Raw genomic sequence first — 18,257 nt, forward strand, 5'->3', positions numbered from 1 at the left:
AGCAAAAAAACGGTTCAACGGCATTAATCTACCATTCGTCTACACTAAAATTGAACTAAACGAAAAATAAAATTTTCAACGTATTTCTATAGTAAATTTACAGTATCATAAAAACCCAAATCATGACAACAAAATTACCTACCTTAAAAAACAAAATAGTAGTACTTACTGTGCTGTTATTTAGTTTAATAAGTACATCACAAAACACACCTTTTAATTGTGATTATAGCGCATATCTATTTCAGTATAATGATGTTTATGCTATTGATTTAGCTTCAGGAAATTCATTTCTTGCAGCTGAGGATGTTACTCCTGGAAACATTAATGCTGCTGCCTACAATCCTGCAGATGGATATATTTGGGGATATGTAAGTACGCCTTCCAATACCATTATTAGAATTGGAAAAGATTTTACAACAACATCTTTTAACATTCCTGAGTTTGATTCTAAAAACAAGTATATTGGAGATGTTAATCCAGATGGTATTTATTTTTTAAAAGGAGGTGGAAGCACTTATTACAAAGTAGATTTAAATCCGGAATCTGCTAATTACTCAAAATATTTATCTACAGAAACATTATCTCAGAATATTAGTATTCACGATTGGGCTTTTAATGCTGTAGATGGTAATTTATATGCTCTAGAGAAAACATCGAATATTTTATATAGAATTAACCCTGTAACTAGCGCTGTGCAAAGTTTGGGAGAGGTTCCAATTTTGTCAGGATTAAATTATACTTATGGTGCTGTTTATTTTGATGCAGATGGTCGTTTTTACGTTTCAGCCAACCAAACAGGTACTATTTATGTTATTCAAAGCGTACAAGATTTAACTCCAGAATCTACTATGGATTCTAACTTATTTGCATTTGGTCCTTCAAGCGCAAGTAACGATGGTGCCCGTTGTCCAACAGCTCCTGTCGCTCAAGAAATTTGTGATAATGGTATTGATGATGATGGTGATGGGTTAATTGATTGTGAAGATCCTTCTTGTTCAGGTTATACAGGTTGTCCAGTTTTACAAGTATCTTCAACGTCTAGTGGTAACGACGGCGGTTTAGAAAGTAACAATAGATTATCTCAACAAATAAGTAAGCGTAATTTTAATAGAGCGAAAAATAGTTATAAATTTAATCAAACAGCTGCAAAGCGTCTAACGAAGTCTAAAAACTACGGAAGATCTACATCTACTAAAAACGGATCTTTTCAACTATCAGATTTAATGCCTTTAGAAGCGATTAATGAAGATAGCGTGATTGAATCGTCTCCAACCGATTTAATTGGAATAACAAATGCAACCGATGTTTATTCGGTAGATTATATTAGAAATAACGAATCGGTAGCTTCAATTTTATTATTAAAAACGGAAGATGGTGTTTACGAGCATACAAAATATATTTGCGATCGTTTATTAGGCGCACAATTAATTTCTGTTTCAACTATCGAAATTAACGAACAGCAGTTTATTAAATCTTTAATTAGAACAATAGAAGGTACGGTAGAGTTTGTTTTAAGTCTTTCGGCTAAATCAATCAATAACGATCAAAACTTTGGAATTGAAAGTCACTGGAATTTAGATAAATATGAAGATAATGTAGGGTTTTATAACTTTCAAATTTGGTCTAATTCTTTAGATGATTTATTAAAATTAGGAGAAGAAGTTGTAAGTCTTTTAGAGGTTCAAAAACCTATCGACAGCTATAATAACTCAACTCCACCAACGGTATTTGTTAGAACGGGTCACTATAACAACGGTAAATTAAATCTTCAAATTGTAAACACAAATAGGAGTGAAGCGGTTGTTTTTGATGGTGGTGTAAGATCTACAGAAACTCATGAAGTTGAATATGTTTCAACTAATATAGATTTAACAGGAGATTATATAACTAATATTGAAGTTGATGCTGGAAGTCTATTTGACATTGGATTTAGAATTGGTGATGGTGTGCAAACTCCAGATGATTTATTTATGTCTGATGGTCCTTGGGGATATGATGATGCTGCAACAAGCACAGAGGTTACAGAATACACTATTGAAACCAATACAGAAGAATTAAATAATGATGATTATAATGTAGAGCGTAACATTACGTTAAAGGCTACTACCAGTGAGTATATCGCTGCCTACCGTGCCATAACACCTAAGTTTAACCCAATAGATTTATCAGATTACGAAAGTTTTAATTTTGAAGCTAAAGGTACCGGAACTTTAATTGTAAGATTGGTTAAAGAAAGCGTTGAAAACTGGGAAACACAGTATAAAGCAACTGTAAATTTAACAACCAGTATAGCGAGTTATACGCTACCATTTTCTGAGTTCATATCTACCAATGGATCACCATTAGACGCAACAGATGTAACATCTATTGTATTTACTATGTTAGCCGAAAATGGAGAAGAAGTAACAAAGGAAATGACTTTAGAGCAATTACGTTTTGCAAAAGCAACAACATTATCTCTATCTACAATTTCAGAAGAAGAAGGCTTAACAACTACCGCTATGCCTAATCCAATGACATCTAAAACAAGTATACAATTTACAGCAGAACAAGCAGAAAATGTTGAGCTTTTAGTATATAATCAATTAGGTAGCTTAGTAAATAAAATAGCTTATAGCACTGTACCAGGTGTAAATGAGATTGAACTTAAACGCGGAAGTTTAAGCACCGGTATCTATTTCTGTAAAATAAAAAGTAGTTTAACTACATACAAAACAACAAAACTACTCCTAGAATAATTAATAGCAAATTACTCTTGTAGTATGGCAAAAGACGAAAGTTTTTTGCCATTTTTTTTGTTTATTTATTTGGTGGTATAAATTTATGTAAATGCTTAGGAGAGTTATAGGAAAGGAATTTTTAAACAAACGAATAATTGGTTACTTGAACATCTAGAAGTTAGACATCAATGGAAAAAAAAACGAATTAAAAATTAATTACCCTAAAGGAATTAATAAGTTTCTTAAAGTTTAATTTGACTTAAAGAATATTAAAATTCTGAATGAGAATACAGAGAAAGTATTTAACCGAAAATTATTTACAAATATAGAGGCGTAAGTTATTAAAACAAGAGGCTTTTGGATAAGTGAATGTCTAAAAAGAGATAAAACTGAAATACCCAGACCTGATCTTAAAGAAAATCTAATAGCTCTAATGTTTTATAATCGTAAATATGGATAGGTGCTAACGATTGAAAAAAGCGTTTTACTGCTTGGAGAAATGGTTCTTTAATCCTTGAAAGTGAAAAAGCAGCAGCAAAAGGCTGTTCATTGAGTTGTAAATAAAGATATAGATATTAGTGTCTTTAAATCAAAGTACGAATCCATTTAATTGAAATAACGGAGCCAATTCTTATAAGTGTGTGCTTATACATTAGAAACCTTAGGTTTTAAAAATTAGAATATGATGTCTAAAGGTTATAGGTTTAAGCTATACTGTTTATTAAAATAGAAGCGAGGCACATGCTGCTAAAATAATCTTGAAGTAAGAATTCTTGGTTAATTTTAAGGCCTGTAATATTAAAAAAAAGCCCCAATTAATTGGGGCTTTTTTTTTACTAAATAATATGTTTAAAGTTGTTTTAGTAAATCAATCTTTAAACCAAAAATCGTAAAGTAGTTTTACTTTCTGAATATAGGTGTATCAAACAACAACCATTTAAAGCGTAAACCAACTTCGTTAAAGGTAAAACCAGCCGCTGTTGCTGAAGCAATATTACTTCTTGTACCATAGAAATTCAATAAAGCGCGTTCAGTAAATTTATAACCTAATTTTCCTTGTATACGGTAAGTACTTTGACTTCCACCATCTTCAATATATTGTAAACCTGTTGCAGCAGTAAGCTCATAAAACCAAGCTTTTGGCTTGGTGATGCTTTCATCTTTTATAATATTCACAAATACCTCGGCAGCATTAAATGTTTCTGGACTAAAATATATTGTTGGTACTTGGTTTTTAAAAGTAATGTATTGGTAATTTAAACCTGCTTTTAAGGCTGGTTTGCTTAAAATATTATAGTAAAGCGATGTAAATAGTAAATTTCTAGCATTGTCATCATTTTGCCAAGTATAGAAGTACTGCGTAAACCAACCTAAGTTAAAATTTGTGCTTAAATTATAGTTTGCATAAAGGTTATTCATTACAATTTCTCTATCCAATAATTCCGCATTAAAACTTTGTATTTCACTTTTAAAACCAATATCTAAAACTTGAAGTTTAAATGGTTTTATGTTGAAAGAAATATCACTTACTAATTGTGTGTAGTCGCTTGTGTTCGCTTTCGCGGAAGTAACTCCGGCGGTTCCTTTAAAAGTAATGTTCGGTAATAACTGGTAAGATAGTCCTAATGAAAAATCGTTAGATGTGGCGTCGTTATCCGTAACCTTGTTACTTGTTGTTCTATAAGAGTAACTTGCCAACCACTTAAATTTTGTAGACGTTGGAAACTCTAAATTTGTATTAACCGAAAAGGCTTTGTTATCTCCATTATCAAAAGAATAAGATGCTTTTGTTTCCCAAAAAGGTGTAAACGTTGTGTTTAAAGTTTTTATAAAATTAGAAGCATCTTTTTGTTTGTCGTAAAATGTTAGGGTATTTTCAGCCGATTTATAGGCGCCATCGTATTTTCCAATAGCTTTTAAAGCATTTGCTTTACCTAGGTTACCATCAAAAGAACTTTCTTCATTTTCTAAAATACTGTTATAATCTACAACACTATCTTTAAAATTACTTTTATAAATATTTAAAGTTGCACGTAATGCTAATATCCAGTTTTCGTTAGGATGCTTTTCAACTAAATCATCAATTAAAATTTTAGACTCTTTGTATTTTTTATTCCAAATTAAAGCTTGAATGTATCTAACCTGAGTTTGTTGTATCAATGATTCATCGGTTAATTGTGGGATTGAATTATAAGCCTCTGTACTCGCATTAAGCGCATCTTTCTCTTTTCCTTTTAAGTGCTTTGCTAAAGCGATGCCGTTTAAAGCAATGGTTTTATTATCTGGGTTTTTAGCGATAGTTTTATATGTGGTTTCGGCTTGGTCAAACTTTCCAGCAATTAAATACAAGTTAGCCAAATTAAGCAAGGTGTCTTTATCACCTTCAAAAAGCGTTAAGTTCTTTTTTAAAAGTTCTTCAGCACCATCATAATCTTGTTGTTGCTGTTTTTGATAAGCATAGCCTAAATAAATGTATTTTTTAGAGGTTAAAGCATTTGGGTTTCCTGGTAAAACATCGAGAGCTTTATTTACATAAGTTAAAGCATCGGCATATAATTTAAGGTTAGATAGTGTGTTAGCATACCCTAATAAGGCAGCGAAGGATTTGGAATCTTCCTTTATTAAAACCTCGTAATAAGATTTTGCATCCGGATAATTTTTATCCCAAAGTAAAGACTCCGCATAGTTTAATTTTATTTCAAAATCGTCGGGATACTTACTTAATAATTCTGTAAAAATGTTAACTGCCTTTCCAGATTCGCCGAGTAATCCTACAGCACGGCCGTAGCATAATTTGGCGGTTTTATTGTCTGGGTAATCTTTTAAAACAGTTTCGAAAAAGGATTCTGCTTTAGCGTACTTTCCTGTTTCTAAGTAGGTAAACCCTGTTTTCATATCTTGTGAAAAGGCAAAAACGGATGTTAGTAGTATAACGAATAAAAGGCGAAAATTTAAAGGCATAATTATATTTTTATTATCTTGTTGCAAGTTAATCAATAGTACGCAATCATTCACCTATAGCAAACCGTCACTGAACGAAATTTAAACGCTTTCTGTTGATTCTTGGCCGATTTTTGCACTGGAAATATATTATTTCGCTAGAGATTTAAAACTATTAAACCCCAAACCAATGCAGTTCTTTTCCCAAATTAAAGCAAAAAAAATAACACCTGAGCAATTATTTATGCTTAGTGTATTAGCCGTAAACGGTGGTAACTATCTATATAATTTAATTTTGGGTCGTATTTTAGGTCCCGCGCAATTTGCCGATGCCGCTGTACTTATTACCTTTTTATTGGTTTTAAGTTTTGCTGCCATGACGTTTCAATTAGTTACTGCAAAATTTTCGGTTTTATTCGAAAATGATGTTTTTCAAAGTTTTATTTCTAAAGTTTATAAAAACGCATTAGTTGTTGGGCTTGTGTTTGGAGCTCTTATTGTTGCTTTTGCCGGAGCGTTACAAAATGTGTTTAATACATCATCTTCAAATATGTTTGTTGTATTTGGCTTTGGAGTGCCTTTGTATTTTTTAATGAGTGTAAATAGAGGAGTGTTTCAGGGAAAAAAATCGTTCAAAAACCTCTCTATCACTTATCAAACAGAAATGCTAAGTCGCTTAGTTATCACATTGGGCTTAATCTTAATATTCGATATACAATCTTCGGTGGTAATTGCGGTTGGGATTTTGGCTTCTTTTGTATTTGGTTTGTTCCCTTTTAAGTATAAAAACATGCTCCCTAAGAAAGCTTTGGTTTTAAGCGAAACACATTCAAAAGAAATTCGTCATTTTTTTATAATTACAGCGTTTTATGAGTTAACTCAAATTATTATAAACAATAGTGACATTCTTTTAGTAAAACACTTTTTTGAATCTTATGAGGCCGGATTGTATGCGTCTCTAGCCTTAATTGGCCGCATTGTATACTTTATAGCCTGGATGTTTGTTATGTTGCTTTTACCAACGGTAGTTGAGTTAAAAAAGGAAGGTAAAAAAACAGCTCCAATTTTATTTAAGTATGTGGGCTATATTGCCGCGATCTCAATTACTATTATTTTAGTTTGTTTAGCATTTCCTGAAACTATTATCACGCTTTTATTTGGAGATAGTTATATTTCAATGGCACCACTTTTATGGAAATACGCCATTGCAACCTCGATGTTCGCAATCTCTAACATTTTTGCATATTACTATTTATCGTTAGATAAGTATGTGCCTGTAGTTATTTCTGGTGTGTTTGGCATGCTACAAATGCTATTGGTAATCTATTTTCACGATAGTTTGGAACAAGTGGTTTATATGCAAATAGTAGCCATGATGTTGTTGTTGGTGATACAATTAATCTATTTTAAATACGATTCTGATAGAACTGCAAAAACACTTAACCTTTAGTAAGTTTCCATTTGTCGACAGTAATCGACCATCGGTCTACAGTAGTTGTTTTAATAAATAATAATTACTCAAATTTGTACTACAAATATTAACCGCCCCAAATAAGATCATATATATGAAGTTAGCAATTGTAACCGCATATCCACCAAGCAAGGTAACTCTAAACGAGTATGCTTACCATTTGGTAAAACATTTTAGACAAAAAGAAGAGGTTACGGAATTAGTTTTGTTAACTGATAAAACCGATGAAGTAAAAGATATTGATTTTGTTGAAGATGGTTGTAAAATTACAATTAAAGAATGTTGGGAGTTTAATAGTTATAGTAACATAAGGAGTGTTACAAAGGCTATTAATAGTGTGAAGCCAGATGCTGTATTATTCAATTTACAGTTTATGAAATTTGGTGATAAAAAAATTGCAGCCGCTCTTGGGTTAATGTTGCCTCTGGTTTGCAAAATGAAAAAAATACCAAGCATTGTTTTATTACATAATATTTTAGAAGAAGTTGATTTAGGAAGCGCAGGATTTACACAAAATAAATTATTGCAGAAAGTGTACGGTTTTATTGGTTCTAGCTTAACGAGATTAATTTTGCAAGCCGATGTTGTAGCTGTAACTATGCAGAAATATGTTGACATATTAGAGCATAAATACAATGCTAAAAATGTAAAACTAATACCTCATGGTACTTTTGAAATTCCTGAAATGCCAGACTTTAATGTATCAGTTGAGCCGATGGAAATAATGACATTCGGAAAATTTGGAACATACAAAAAGGTAGAAGGAATGATAGAAGCTGTAGAAAAGGTTAGAAAATCTACAGGTTTAGACCTAGAAGTTGTTATTGCGGGAACAGATAATCCTAACGTGCCAGGTTATTTGGCTAAGGTACAAGAAGATTATAAGCATGTGCCACAAGTTCGTTTTACGGGTTATGTAGAAGAAAATGAAGTGCCTAAATTATTTAATGATAGTGCAGTTGTTGTATTTCCATACACCTCAACTACAGGTAGTTCAGGAGTGTTACATCAAGCAGGAAGTTATGGCAAAGCTGTTGTTATGCCAGATCTTGGTGATTTAGCTTTATTGGTACAGGATGAAGGTTATCGCGGTGAGTTTTTTGAACCAACAAGTGTGGATAGTTTGGCGACAGCCATTGAAAATATTGTCACTAATGAAACTTACAGACGCGAACTAGGAAAAACAAATTACGAAGCGGCAACGGCACACCCAATGTCTCAAATCGCTCAAATATATTTAAATACGTTCAATAAAATAATTGAAAAACGCGCTTAATCTCAAAGCGTTCGAAGTGTCGATTAATTACTGGATATATATTTGAATGCGGGCTTGGTCTCTCCATTTTTGTTGATAAAACCAAAATGTTCTTGAGCTCGTTTTCGCCAAGGAAGTCGTCCAACGACTTCTTTTGGCACTTCCACAAAGTCGTATAGAGTCCAGGAGATAAATGCGATATTATTTTTAGAAAAAATATCTTGCGCTTTTTTATGAAATTCAGCCTGATCGTCATCATTATCCCCAAAGGGTTTCCAGAATCCGTTATATGATGATATACCATATTCACCTAAAACAATAGGTTTTATCGGGATTTCAGTTTTTAAGTGATTGTATTTTTCTTCTAATACATCTAAGCTTTCATAATAATGAAAGGATATAAAATCTAGTTTATCTTTAAGTATTGGTGCGCTATCAATATTGTTCCAACCTATAGTTACAGCGTGTTCGCTATCTACAGCTTTTACTAAATTTATCATATTATCTAACCAAGCAATTACGTTATCTTTTCCTCTAGAATCGAAATCTAAATTAGGTTCGTTTTTAATATCCCAAGCTAATAAGGCCTCATGATTTTTTAAGGCTGACACTATAGTTTCAGCATGACGCTGATTAAGTGTCCAGTCTAAAATAGAGTAGTCTCCATAAAAATCGAAAAGAGTAACTATAACTTTTAGTTTTTTTACCTCAGCGGCATCTAAAGTTTGTTTTAGTTGGTCTAATTTTAGATAATCAACTTTTGCCTTTCCAAAACTCTCATAAGGTACAAAAATTCGTATGGTGTTTAAACCAGCATTTTTAATCAGCTCAAAATCTTTAGATACAGTATTTAGATCAAATTTATCGCCGTACATATCCCAAGGTGAAGCTTGTGGGTAATAATTAACACCTTTTATTTTAAAATTATTGAGTGATATTTTGGAGTTGTTAACATCTTGAATTTTAGTATTTTCTTTAACTAAATGTCTGGTGCGCCAAAAACCATCTTCTAATAAAAACACCATTTTATAGGTAGATGTTTCTGTGGTTTCTAGAATTAAAGAGTCGTTTTTAAAAATACGTTTATATTCAACAACATCATCATCTGTAATTACGGCAAGCTGACCATCTTCACTATAAAATTCTAAAGTAGGGTGGTGTTCTAGTGTTGTCGCATCTATGGTTATTTTTTGCGCTTTATTTAATTCTATAAAGTTGAATAAATTCTCCCGAGCATTATCGGTATAATAATCTTTTATACCCGCTGTTTTATTTGTTTTGTATGCTATTTGCTTTACATACCAAGCATCTAGATAATTATTTTGTAAAGCGCTCAGGTTTTGTGAATCTATTGGTCGACCTTCATTATTTAAAGGAGCCCAAGTAACTTTTGGTAAATATTGTTCTACTTTTTGTATTTCCGTATGTAGCATGGTGCTTCTATCGGCCCCCGTATTTAAATAGCTAAATAATGCACTTAACCCAGAAATTATTAATGCAATCAGCATAATGTATGAAGCTATTAAAATGGTGCGTAATATGTTTTTGCTTACACTTACCATAGTTTTATATTATTAAAAGTTTTTTCTAATCCAGCAGTTTGGATTTTAATGTTGTAGTTGTCTGGTTTAAAGATATCAGATTTTAAATAGAAATGCACATATCCATCGACAGATGTTTTGGTATATTTAGTAATGAGTGTGTTGTTTTTATAAATGAGCATTTTTACTTGTAATCCATCAGGAATCATTTGTTTCATAAAACTTTGTAGTGGTCCTACATCTATATCTCGTCCATTTTTAGAAATATCAACTATAAAATCCTCAATAACTTGTGTGTACGCTATGGTTATGGTATTACTTTCAGCCATACCTTCTACATAGGCTTTTATGCTCCAACTATCTGCATAATCGGGATGAATAATTTTAGCAGTAGCAATACCGTCTAGGGTTGTGCCAGATGTTTTTAAAATGTTTCCTTTTTTATTGGTGATATAGAATATTACAAAGGTACCATCACTTACAATATTGTTTTGCTCATCTTTTATTATGGATGTTGAAAATTTGGTAACTTGGTTTCCATCGGCATAGTTATGAGGTCTTTGTGCCGAAATTTTAAAATCTGTAGGAACAGCTGGCATTACATTAATAGTAAACTCTTTTGAATTTATATCTAAACATTCTGAAGATATTAGCATACGTCCGCTTTCTTTTTTAGAATAAATGTTTTTGAAAGCAATTAAATTATTGGTGGTAATTTTATCCGTTTCTTCTGAAGCTAAAAACTGATGTTTAGCGTTAACGGCTGTGTTTTTTGGAACGGGATTATCTAAAGAGTCTGTTGGTATAATAACCAACATAGTATAATCTTTACCTCCAGCTTCTATACTTGGCGGCCCAATATAGGTTTCCATTGTAGCGACTTCTGGTTTTGGTACCATATTAATCGAACCCGAAAGGGTTTTGTTAGTATAGACTAATGACCAATTTACCGCACCAATTTTTTTATAAATATTTACTGGAATGTGGTAATGTAACGTGTTGTTTACTAATGTTGGAGAGATTAAAGTAGAACCATAACTATTTGAACAATAGAGTAAGGGCTCCACACTTTCGGCAGTTGAAAATTTTAAAACAACTTTAGTACCAACCACAAACTCTGTTTGGGTGGTTAATAATTTAATCTTTGCATTAGTATTATTAGCATATATGCCGGTAAAGGTTGATAATAAAATCAATCCTAAAATAAAGAAATATGTGCGTTTTTGTTGCATTAGTTTGGGCTGCCTATATAAGTATTCATTTCAATTTTAATAAAACTATAATCGGGGTGCTCAATTTTTTGAAACTGAGTGTTTGCATGATTTTCAATTCGATTTGGTACTATTTTATCCGAAATAGCATCGTTTGGTAAACCATTAATAAAAATATTAGTCATATCATCATTAATAATTTTAACTGTACCGTTTTTAAGAATAGGGTATTCAAAATGAAGTTTTCTCTGTTGCCTGATACCTTCTTTTACAAACATGTGGTCTACCCATACCATGTTTTTGTCGTCGTTGTAATAAGTAATAAGTAATTGCGGAATAGTAATTTCTTGAATCCCGCTATTAAATAGGTTCCCATTTATAACCCCATCTTCAATGTTTAATTCACTTAAAACGATGTTTTTGTATAAATCTGATCCAGAAACATTTCCTGCTACTTGTAAATTGAATTTGGTAGGTTGTTCTTCAAATTCTACAGGAGTAAATTCATCTGGATTAAAAGTATCAGGAATAGAATCTTGAGTTTTAGACCATGCAATACCTTCAAAATTAATCCTGAAACTACTAGATTCTTTCGGCATTAATTTATGCTTTACATGGTATTTTGCATTATAGGTGGCTAATTGTTTATTATCATCATTGTAAAGTGTACCTTTTAAAATAACATCGGCAGGTACATTATCTATATTTTGCACTTCCCCAATAATGGCATAATGATTATCATATTTTACAAGCTTGGCCGAAAGAACCTCTAAAACCGGTTGTTTTAAAATATCTTCATGGTGGGTCTGTTCCGTGGTTATGCGTCGTCGCCCTTGGTTAAAATATTTGGTAACGTTATTAGAGTATAACTGATCAGGAGGTAAATCGGAATTTAAATCATCCGGTTGTAAAAACCATTTTCCTCTATGGCTAGATAAGGTTTTATAATCTATTTTTTCTATTTTTTCAAGTGGCGTAATCCATTGAGTGATAACCTTAGCAGAAGCTGTACTATCGTTATGCATCGTGATTTCTGTTTCAATAGCATCCATTTTAGCATAGCTACTCAGTAAACCATCGGTAACCGATATTTCTAGCATATATTGAGCTATGGGCAGATTGCTATCCGGATCTATTAATCCATGTGCGGTTTCAAATTCTTTAAAATCCAAAGCATCATAATATGCCATAACAGCATTTTCAGGACTGCGTTGCGAATCGTTTTTAAGGTAAAATAAATAAATCCCGTAAACAACTACAACTACTAGTATTAAAGACCATACGTGTGTTATAAATAATACACCTCTAGAAAATTTAATGTACCGAGTAGGGTACTTTAGAAAATCTGGTGTTTCTTTAATTTTAGTTTTTAAGGCGTTTACCCAAAGCATTTGTATATTAATTACAAATGCAATTAATACGGTTAAAAAAGGCATGACGCCCCATAGAATTTTTATCCATTTAGCTACATCTTCCTTAGGTAAAATTGCGGGTACTGGCGGAATATTTAAACGCTCCCAAACCATAATACCATTTTCTAATTGGCGTAAACGTTGCCAACCACAGTAGTAGAGTATGGGGTCGTAAAATTTATCGTTAGAAAATATATATTTTAGGTTATATTTTTCTGGTGTGGTTAAAAATTGCTGAAGCGATCCAATACCGGCAACACCCTTAAATTTTGAGTTTTCTAGGCGTTCTATCGGGCGTGTAGTTAATTCGGGTAATCGTCTTGCTGAATGATAATTTCCATCAACCGTCATCGCATCTGTTTGTGCACTTAACCAAGCCATTTGGTCGCCAAAACCTAAGGTTAGAAAACGCCATTTATCGTGATCATCTTGGTTTAAGAAATTCACAATAGGAAGCATTTTTATTTTCTGAGGTTGCGATGGTCTAAAATAACCTAAGCTCATGGTGAACATAACCATAAACACAAATAAACCCGCGAGTATACCTCCAATGATACGATGATAAACAGCGCCAAATTTGGTTTGAATAAGTTCTTTTAAATCGCCCTGTACAAAGCGGTACGCAAATTCACCAAAAAGAGGTATGGACATAATAGAAGCCCAGAGAGTAAAGCGGTCTAAGGTTAAAATATTAAAAGCCGTTTCGCCAAGTATTTTTAAAGGTATAGGCGTAGTTCCGCCAGTACCTAAAATGGTACAAATGGTTATAGATAATCCAAAAAACAAGTAACGTTTGGAGTAATATCTATAAAATATATAAGGTAAAACAATGAGTAATGTTCCCCAAGGAATTAAAAAGAAAACCAACCCGGAAGAGGTGATTTCTAAAAAATTATCCCGAGAACCGTGTGGTATGGGTACTTGCGTAATAGGGTTAGCTTTAGAATTAATCCAGTAAGGCAGAATACAGAAAATAATAATAACCAGTGATAGCATCCCAAAGCTTACAATACGCTTAAAGAGTTTAAAGAAACTGTTTAAAAACACCTTAAAGGTAACCTCTTTCATGGTGTTTACTTGCTCGCGAGAAACATCCATAATTACCATACCAATGAGCGGAAAGATAAAAAAGATCATTCCAAAAATAGGTGTTACATGGTGAGAGGTTACAGTAACCGATATTAAAGATAACGAGGTTACTAAATACCAAAGTTTCCCTGTTTTAAGCCATAAATATATTTCGGGTAAAGCGTGCATTAATACCGATACCCCAATAATACTCGGTAACTGACCAAATATGTGAAGGGTTTCGACAAAAGACGAGGAGAAAACAGCTAAAACACAAGCATATCCAGCAACAGTTTTATCTGATGTTATTAAAAGTGAAAACCGATACGATCCCGTTATAAATAATACAATAGCAATTAGCGCTACGGTAAACATACCAAATTTTAATCCCCCAATGAGAGAGAAAAAACCAATAGATTGATGTACTAAAGGCGGATAACTTTGTACCGTAAATCCGGTGTACCACTCATAATTCCAAGGTTCAAACCAGCTATTAGCGTAATGATCGGCAAAAAATAAATGTATTAAAGCATCATACGTCGTTTCTAAAGTAAAGAAAATAGAAGAGCCATGAAATGCAAGGCCAACGAGTAAAGCTACAATTAAATATTTATTAGAAGTTTCTTTCATTAAGTCAATTCAATCTCTAAGAGATACATGGTAAAGATAAATAATTTCTTAAAGGCACATAATTTATTTATCTACAGAAATCTACCATTCATCTACAGTTAAACTTGTACTAACCTAAATATTAAAGGAGTAACGTTATTCTAGTGTATTTTTGGGGTATAATCCATTGAAAAATTAGTAAAATGAAAATATTAGCTATTGACGACGACCAGTTGGTTTTGCTTCCCTTAAGAAAAAAACTAGAAGAGTTAGGTTATCAAGTCTGCACCTCAACAGACCCAAAAAAAGGTTTTGAAATTTTTGAAACCTTCAAACCCAACCTTTTAATTGTAGATATTAATATGCCAAAATTTTCAGGTTTGGAATTTATCAGGTATATTAGGAAAATTAAAAACTCATCAATACCAATAATTGTATTGTCAGGAAACACAAGTGCTGAAGTTATTTCCGAAGGCTTTAAATTTGGAATTAATGATTATATAAAGAAACCAATTAGCCTAAATGAAGTGTGCGACCGTATAAAACGCATAAATATTTATTTTAGAACACAATAACCAATTCTATTAACCTACGAATTATAAACAATTAAGTTATGAAAATATTAGCCATAGACGACCAGCAGCTAGTTTTATTGCCATTAGAGAAACGATTAACCGATTTAGGATACGAAGTTATCATTGAAACCGACGCAAACAATGCCATATCTGTTTACAACAATTTTCATCCAGATTTAGTAATTGTAGATATTAATATGCCTGGCGTTTCGGGTTTAGATATTGTAAAATATATTAGAAATTCTAAACATGGTGATACGCCTATTATGGTTTTGTCGGGAAATACCGAAGATAAAGTAATTACCGAAGGTTTCGATTTAGGTATTAATGATTACATGAAAAAGCCTTTGAGCTTAAATGAAATTTCGGCCCGAGTAAAGCGATTAATTGGTCAGCCAGATGTTGTGAGCACTAATGATACTACTGGTGGAGGAGTAATTCAGCACCGTTGCGTTGGGGTAGTTATACCTTGCTACGATGAAGAAGAACGTTTATTAAGTAAAGAATTTACAGATTTTATAAGCACAAATACAGGTTACCATTTATGTTTTGTTAATGATGGTAGTAAAGATGACACATTACGTGTTTTAAACGATTTAAGAAAAGGTCGTGAAGATTTTATTACCGTTTACGATTGTGAAAAAAATGGAGGTAAAGCCGAAGCTGTTAGGTTAGGTATGTTACACATGGCTAAGCATGATGATTTGGATTATATTGGTTTTCTCGATGCCGATTTATCAACCGATTTAAGAGATTTTGACGATTTAGTAAAAACTATTGAAACTACAGATTTTAAAATTGTTAGCGGTTCTAGAATTAGTAGAATGGGGGCAAACATAACAAAAGAGTCTGCAAGAAAAATAATTAGTATGACTATTAATTTCATTATCAGAAAAATACTGGGAATGGATTTTAAAGACACACAATGTGGTGCTAAAATTTTTAGTAAAGATGTTATAGAACTTTCTTTTAGAGAAAAATTTGTTACCCAATGGATTTTTGATGTAGAAATTTTTAAAAGAATGACCTTGCATTTTGGAACAGAAAAAGCTAAAACTTATATCTGTGAGCAACCATTAAAGAGATGGATTCATGCCGATGGATCTAAGCTATCCATGAAAGATTCTGTGAAAATTGTGGGGCAACTTGCTCAAATTGCTTGGGTATATAGAGGAAAAAAAACTAATGATAAAACAGTTAAAGCCTCTAGTGTAAAGGCTTAGTTATTTATCATGAAAATTGGAGTAATAATAGTATTTAGTAATAATGCTTTAGAAATAGAAAGAGGATTATTTGATAGTTTATTTAATTTTAGAAGTGAAGTTAAATTGTGCCTTATAAATAATGGCAGTAGAGATGATACATTGGATAAGTTGGAAATGTTGATAGACACATCGGGCTTAAATTGTACACTTATAGATATAAAACAAGATAAAGGTATAAACTTTGCTATTAAAGCAGGGGCCAGGTATTTTTTTAATCAGAATAAATTAAAATATTTTGGATATTCTACCACATCAGATTTAAATGTATCTGAAGATTTATTTTATTTAATGAATGAGATAGAAAATTTTGTAAAAACAATGATAAATTTTAAAGGAGAAAAGGTTGAAAATACTAATAGGATGAAACCTGTGTTTTTCAAAATTTAGTTTAAAGTAAACTGTTCCTACTTATGTTGTTTTACAGTGAAACGCTAAAATCTGCCCTAGATTTTAGCGTTTTTTTATTTCAATACTTAATAGCTAACAGTGCCGTTAAGCGTTAATGTTTTATTTGTATCTGCATTAATAACGGTTGTGTTTTTAAAAATCACTTCGTTCTCTGTTTGGTTAACATCAAAGTTTTCACCACAGTCAAAATCGTCCGAACCACCACCAAATTTAGATGTGCAGGTGTATCTGTACTCTTTACCGTTTTTTATTATTATCATTGAAATTGTTTTTTCCGCAGCAGCGTAATCTTCATCTGTAAATTGTGCAACTACTATTATAAAACTTTCAGTAAAACTAGCCGTTGAGGGCGTTATGTCACCATCTTCATCAATATCGATGCTTTTGTGGAGTAAGGTTATAGATTTTGATGTGCCAGTATTGTAGGCGCCTTCTTGAGTTTTGGCAACTTGCAGTGTACTGCCAAATATAGAGGTTTCTTCTCCAGATAATGTTATGTTGCCATTTCCTGTAGAGTTGTCATCAGAATCTTTACTTTCACTGCTACAGCTCATAAATATAAAGCCTAGTATTGTAATAATTGAGAGGTAATGTTTTGAGTAAATCATAAATGTGAATTTTAATTAAAGATTAATAGCTATACATTAAAGTTAAGGCCATGTAGTCTTAATTAAAATCATGAATTATTACATATGTGTTTTAGCGTGATAAGTGTGGTTTTATAATTATTAACCGTTTATGGGGAGTTTACGGTTAACCACCAATTGTGATCATACTTCTGTTATTATTATGTAATTTAGGCTCTTGTAATTTCTTTAAAGTATCCATACCACCGCGAACTTTAAATTTGGCCCGAACCGCTTTTTGGATAATGGGTTCTATACTTTTTCCTTCTCGTAAACTGGTGAGCAAATCAGATTCTCCTGCAGAAAACAAGCAGTTTTTTAATTGTCCGTTGGCCGTTAAACGCAATCTATTACAGGAATCACAAAAGGGGTTAGTAACCGAACTAATAATAGCAAAACTGCCTTTGTAACCTTTTATTTTGTAGTTTTTAGAGGTATCATTTGGTGCATCTTTTAAACGCTTAATATCAGTTTCAGTAAAAGATGCATTCACAAGTTTCATAACTTCTGCATATGAAACCATTTTGCTCATATCCCATTTATTGCCATCAAAAGGCATAAATTCTATAAACCGAACCGCAATAGGCAAATCTTTAGTGAAATGGATAAAATCGATAATTTCATCTTCATTAAAATCTTTCATCAATACCGCGTTAAGCTTTACGTTAAAACCTTCTTTTACTAAGAGTAAAATGTTGTTGTAAACTTTTGTGAATTCATCACGCCTTGTAATGTGTTTAAACTTTTTGGCATCCAAAGAATCTAAACTTACATTAATATTGTTAACCCCATTTTTTTTAAGAATATCAATATATCTATCAATAATTACAGCGTTAGATGTAATTGATAATTCTACTGGAAGAGATGATAGTTGTTCTAAAATTACAGGAATATCCTTTCTAATTAGTGGTTCGCCACCGGTAAGTCTAATTTTGCTCACGCCGTGTTTTACGAATATTTTTGCTATATCGTAAATTTCCTCATAAGTCATTAAATGGCTTTTAGGAGAAAGCGGAACACCTTCTGCAGGCATGCAATAGGAGCAACGTAAATTACAGCGTTCTATTAACGAAATCCGTAAATAGGCATGATCTCTGCCGTGTAAATCCTGCAATATTTTATTTTTATCTATCATTTATTTTTTTTCAACTAATAA

The 18,257-nt window shown here is 32.2% G+C and carries 12 protein-coding genes; 6 read left to right on the forward strand and 6 right to left on the reverse strand.

The features are described 5' to 3' along the window. The first annotated feature begins 122 nt into the window (after positions 1 to 122). Complete coding sequence (locus tag ACJJV4_RS19295) at positions 123 to 2,738, forward strand: DUF6923 family protein (RefSeq protein ID WP_405297032.1); 2,616 nt, start codon at positions 123 to 125, stop codon at positions 2,736 to 2,738. A gap of 882 nt (positions 2,739 to 3,620) precedes the next feature. On the opposite strand, the gene ACJJV4_RS19300 is transcribed toward ACJJV4_RS19295, so the two are convergent. Continuing rightward, positions 3,621 to 5,681 carry a tetratricopeptide repeat protein gene (locus tag ACJJV4_RS19300; protein ID WP_405297033.1) on the reverse strand — a complete coding sequence of 687 codons (2,061 nt, stop codon included), beginning with the start codon at positions 5,679 to 5,681 and terminating at the stop codon, positions 3,621 to 3,623. A gap of 169 nt (positions 5,682 to 5,850) precedes the next feature. On the opposite strand from ACJJV4_RS19300, the gene ACJJV4_RS19305 reads away from it, so the two are divergent. Together ACJJV4_RS19305 and ACJJV4_RS19310 are read left to right on the forward strand one after the other, a co-directional pair. Next, entirely contained in the window at positions 5,851 to 7,110 is a 1,260-nt protein-coding gene (locus tag ACJJV4_RS19305) for an oligosaccharide flippase family protein (RefSeq protein ID WP_405297034.1), read from the forward strand. Positions 7,111 to 7,225: 115 nt separating this feature from the next. Next, positions 7,226 to 8,407: a glycosyltransferase gene (locus ACJJV4_RS19310; protein WP_405297035.1), complete on the forward strand. Its 1,182-nt coding sequence runs from the start codon at positions 7,226 to 7,228 to the stop codon at positions 8,405 to 8,407. A 23-nt stretch (positions 8,408 to 8,430) separates the two neighbouring features. Here the strand turns inward: ACJJV4_RS19310 and ACJJV4_RS19315 are convergent, their stop codons facing one another. The 3 genes from ACJJV4_RS19315 to ACJJV4_RS19325 are packed head-to-tail and all read right to left on the reverse strand — an operon-like array spanning position 8,431 to position 14,248. Continuing rightward, positions 8,431 to 9,948, reverse strand: coding sequence for a cellulase family glycosylhydrolase (locus ACJJV4_RS19315; protein ID WP_405297036.1), 1,518 nt, complete (start codon positions 9,946 to 9,948; stop codon positions 8,431 to 8,433). Next, positions 9,942 to 11,159 (reverse strand): hypothetical protein, encoded by a 1,218-nt coding sequence (locus ACJJV4_RS19320; protein ID WP_405297037.1) that lies wholly within the window; start codon positions 11,157 to 11,159, stop codon positions 9,942 to 9,944. Before ACJJV4_RS19320 ends, ACJJV4_RS19315 begins: the two co-directional genes overlap by 7 nt. Further along, on the reverse strand, positions 11,159 to 14,248 hold the full coding sequence (locus tag ACJJV4_RS19325; protein WP_405297038.1) for a hypothetical protein: 3,090 nt from the start codon (positions 14,246 to 14,248) through the stop codon (positions 11,159 to 11,161). Before ACJJV4_RS19325 ends, ACJJV4_RS19320 begins: the two co-directional genes overlap by 1 nt. 182 nt (positions 14,249 to 14,430) lie before the next feature. Here ACJJV4_RS19325 and ACJJV4_RS19330 point away from each other — a divergent pair, with 182 nt between their 5' ends. The 3 genes from ACJJV4_RS19330 to ACJJV4_RS19340 are packed head-to-tail and all read left to right on the forward strand — an operon-like array spanning position 14,431 to position 16,454. Beyond that, positions 14,431 to 14,802, forward strand: a complete 372-nt coding sequence (locus tag ACJJV4_RS19330; protein ID WP_405297039.1) for a PleD family two-component system response regulator — start codon at positions 14,431 to 14,433, stop codon at positions 14,800 to 14,802. Between the two features lie 38 nt (positions 14,803 to 14,840). Then, positions 14,841 to 16,025, forward strand: coding sequence for a response regulator (locus ACJJV4_RS19335; protein WP_405297040.1), 1,185 nt, complete (start codon positions 14,841 to 14,843; stop codon positions 16,023 to 16,025). Between the two features lie 9 nt (positions 16,026 to 16,034). Next, positions 16,035 to 16,454, forward strand: coding sequence for a glycosyltransferase (locus tag ACJJV4_RS19340; RefSeq protein ID WP_405297041.1), 420 nt, complete (start codon positions 16,035 to 16,037; stop codon positions 16,452 to 16,454). Between the two features lie 86 nt (positions 16,455 to 16,540). On the opposite strand, the gene ACJJV4_RS19345 is transcribed toward ACJJV4_RS19340, so the two are convergent. Both ACJJV4_RS19345 and moaA read right to left on the reverse strand, forming a co-directional pair. Further along, a complete protein-coding gene (locus ACJJV4_RS19345) occupies positions 16,541 to 17,083 on the reverse strand; it encodes a hypothetical protein (RefSeq protein WP_405297042.1) in 543 nt (180 codons plus the stop codon). Positions 17,084 to 17,228: 145 nt separating this feature from the next. Then, positions 17,229 to 18,236 carry a GTP 3',8-cyclase MoaA gene (moaA, locus tag ACJJV4_RS19350; RefSeq protein WP_405297043.1) on the reverse strand — a complete coding sequence of 336 codons (1,008 nt, stop codon included), beginning with the start codon at positions 18,234 to 18,236 and terminating at the stop codon, positions 17,229 to 17,231. Positions 18,237 to 18,257 lie beyond the last annotated feature (21 nt).

It is taken from the genome of Algibacter sp. Ld11 (assembly GCF_045066735.1).
Taxonomy (GTDB): Bacteria; Bacteroidota; Bacteroidia; order Flavobacteriales; family Flavobacteriaceae; genus Algibacter.

Excerpts from the sequence above, each read along its gene's own strand:
- ACJJV4_RS19345 (WP_405297042.1), bottom strand. The coding sequence starts at position 17,083 with ATGATTTACTCAAAACATTACCTCTCAATTATTACAATACTAGGCTTT.
- ACJJV4_RS19330 (WP_405297039.1), top strand. The coding sequence starts at position 14,431 with ATGAAAATATTAGCTATTGACGACGACCAGTTGGTTTTGCTTCCCTTA.
- ACJJV4_RS19310 (WP_405297035.1), top strand. The coding sequence starts at position 7,226 with ATGAAGTTAGCAATTGTAACCGCATATCCACCAAGCAAGGTAACTCTA.
- moaA (WP_405297043.1), bottom strand. The coding sequence starts at position 18,236 with ATGATAGATAAAAATAAAATATTGCAGGATTTACACGGCAGAGATCAT.
- ACJJV4_RS19295 (WP_405297032.1), top strand. The coding sequence starts at position 123 with ATGACAACAAAATTACCTACCTTAAAAAACAAAATAGTAGTACTTACT.
- ACJJV4_RS19335 (WP_405297040.1), top strand. The coding sequence starts at position 14,841 with ATGAAAATATTAGCCATAGACGACCAGCAGCTAGTTTTATTGCCATTA.
- ACJJV4_RS19315 (WP_405297036.1), bottom strand. The coding sequence starts at position 9,948 with ATGGTAAGTGTAAGCAAAAACATATTACGCACCATTTTAATAGCTTCA.
- ACJJV4_RS19325 (WP_405297038.1), bottom strand. The coding sequence starts at position 14,248 with ATGAAAGAAACTTCTAATAAATATTTAATTGTAGCTTTACTCGTTGGC.
- ACJJV4_RS19320 (WP_405297037.1), bottom strand. The coding sequence starts at position 11,159 with ATGCAACAAAAACGCACATATTTCTTTATTTTAGGATTGATTTTATTA.
- ACJJV4_RS19300 (WP_405297033.1), bottom strand. The coding sequence starts at position 5,681 with ATGCCTTTAAATTTTCGCCTTTTATTCGTTATACTACTAACATCCGTT.
- ACJJV4_RS19340 (WP_405297041.1), top strand. The coding sequence starts at position 16,035 with ATGAAAATTGGAGTAATAATAGTATTTAGTAATAATGCTTTAGAAATA.
- ACJJV4_RS19305 (WP_405297034.1), top strand. The coding sequence starts at position 5,851 with ATGCAGTTCTTTTCCCAAATTAAAGCAAAAAAAATAACACCTGAGCAA.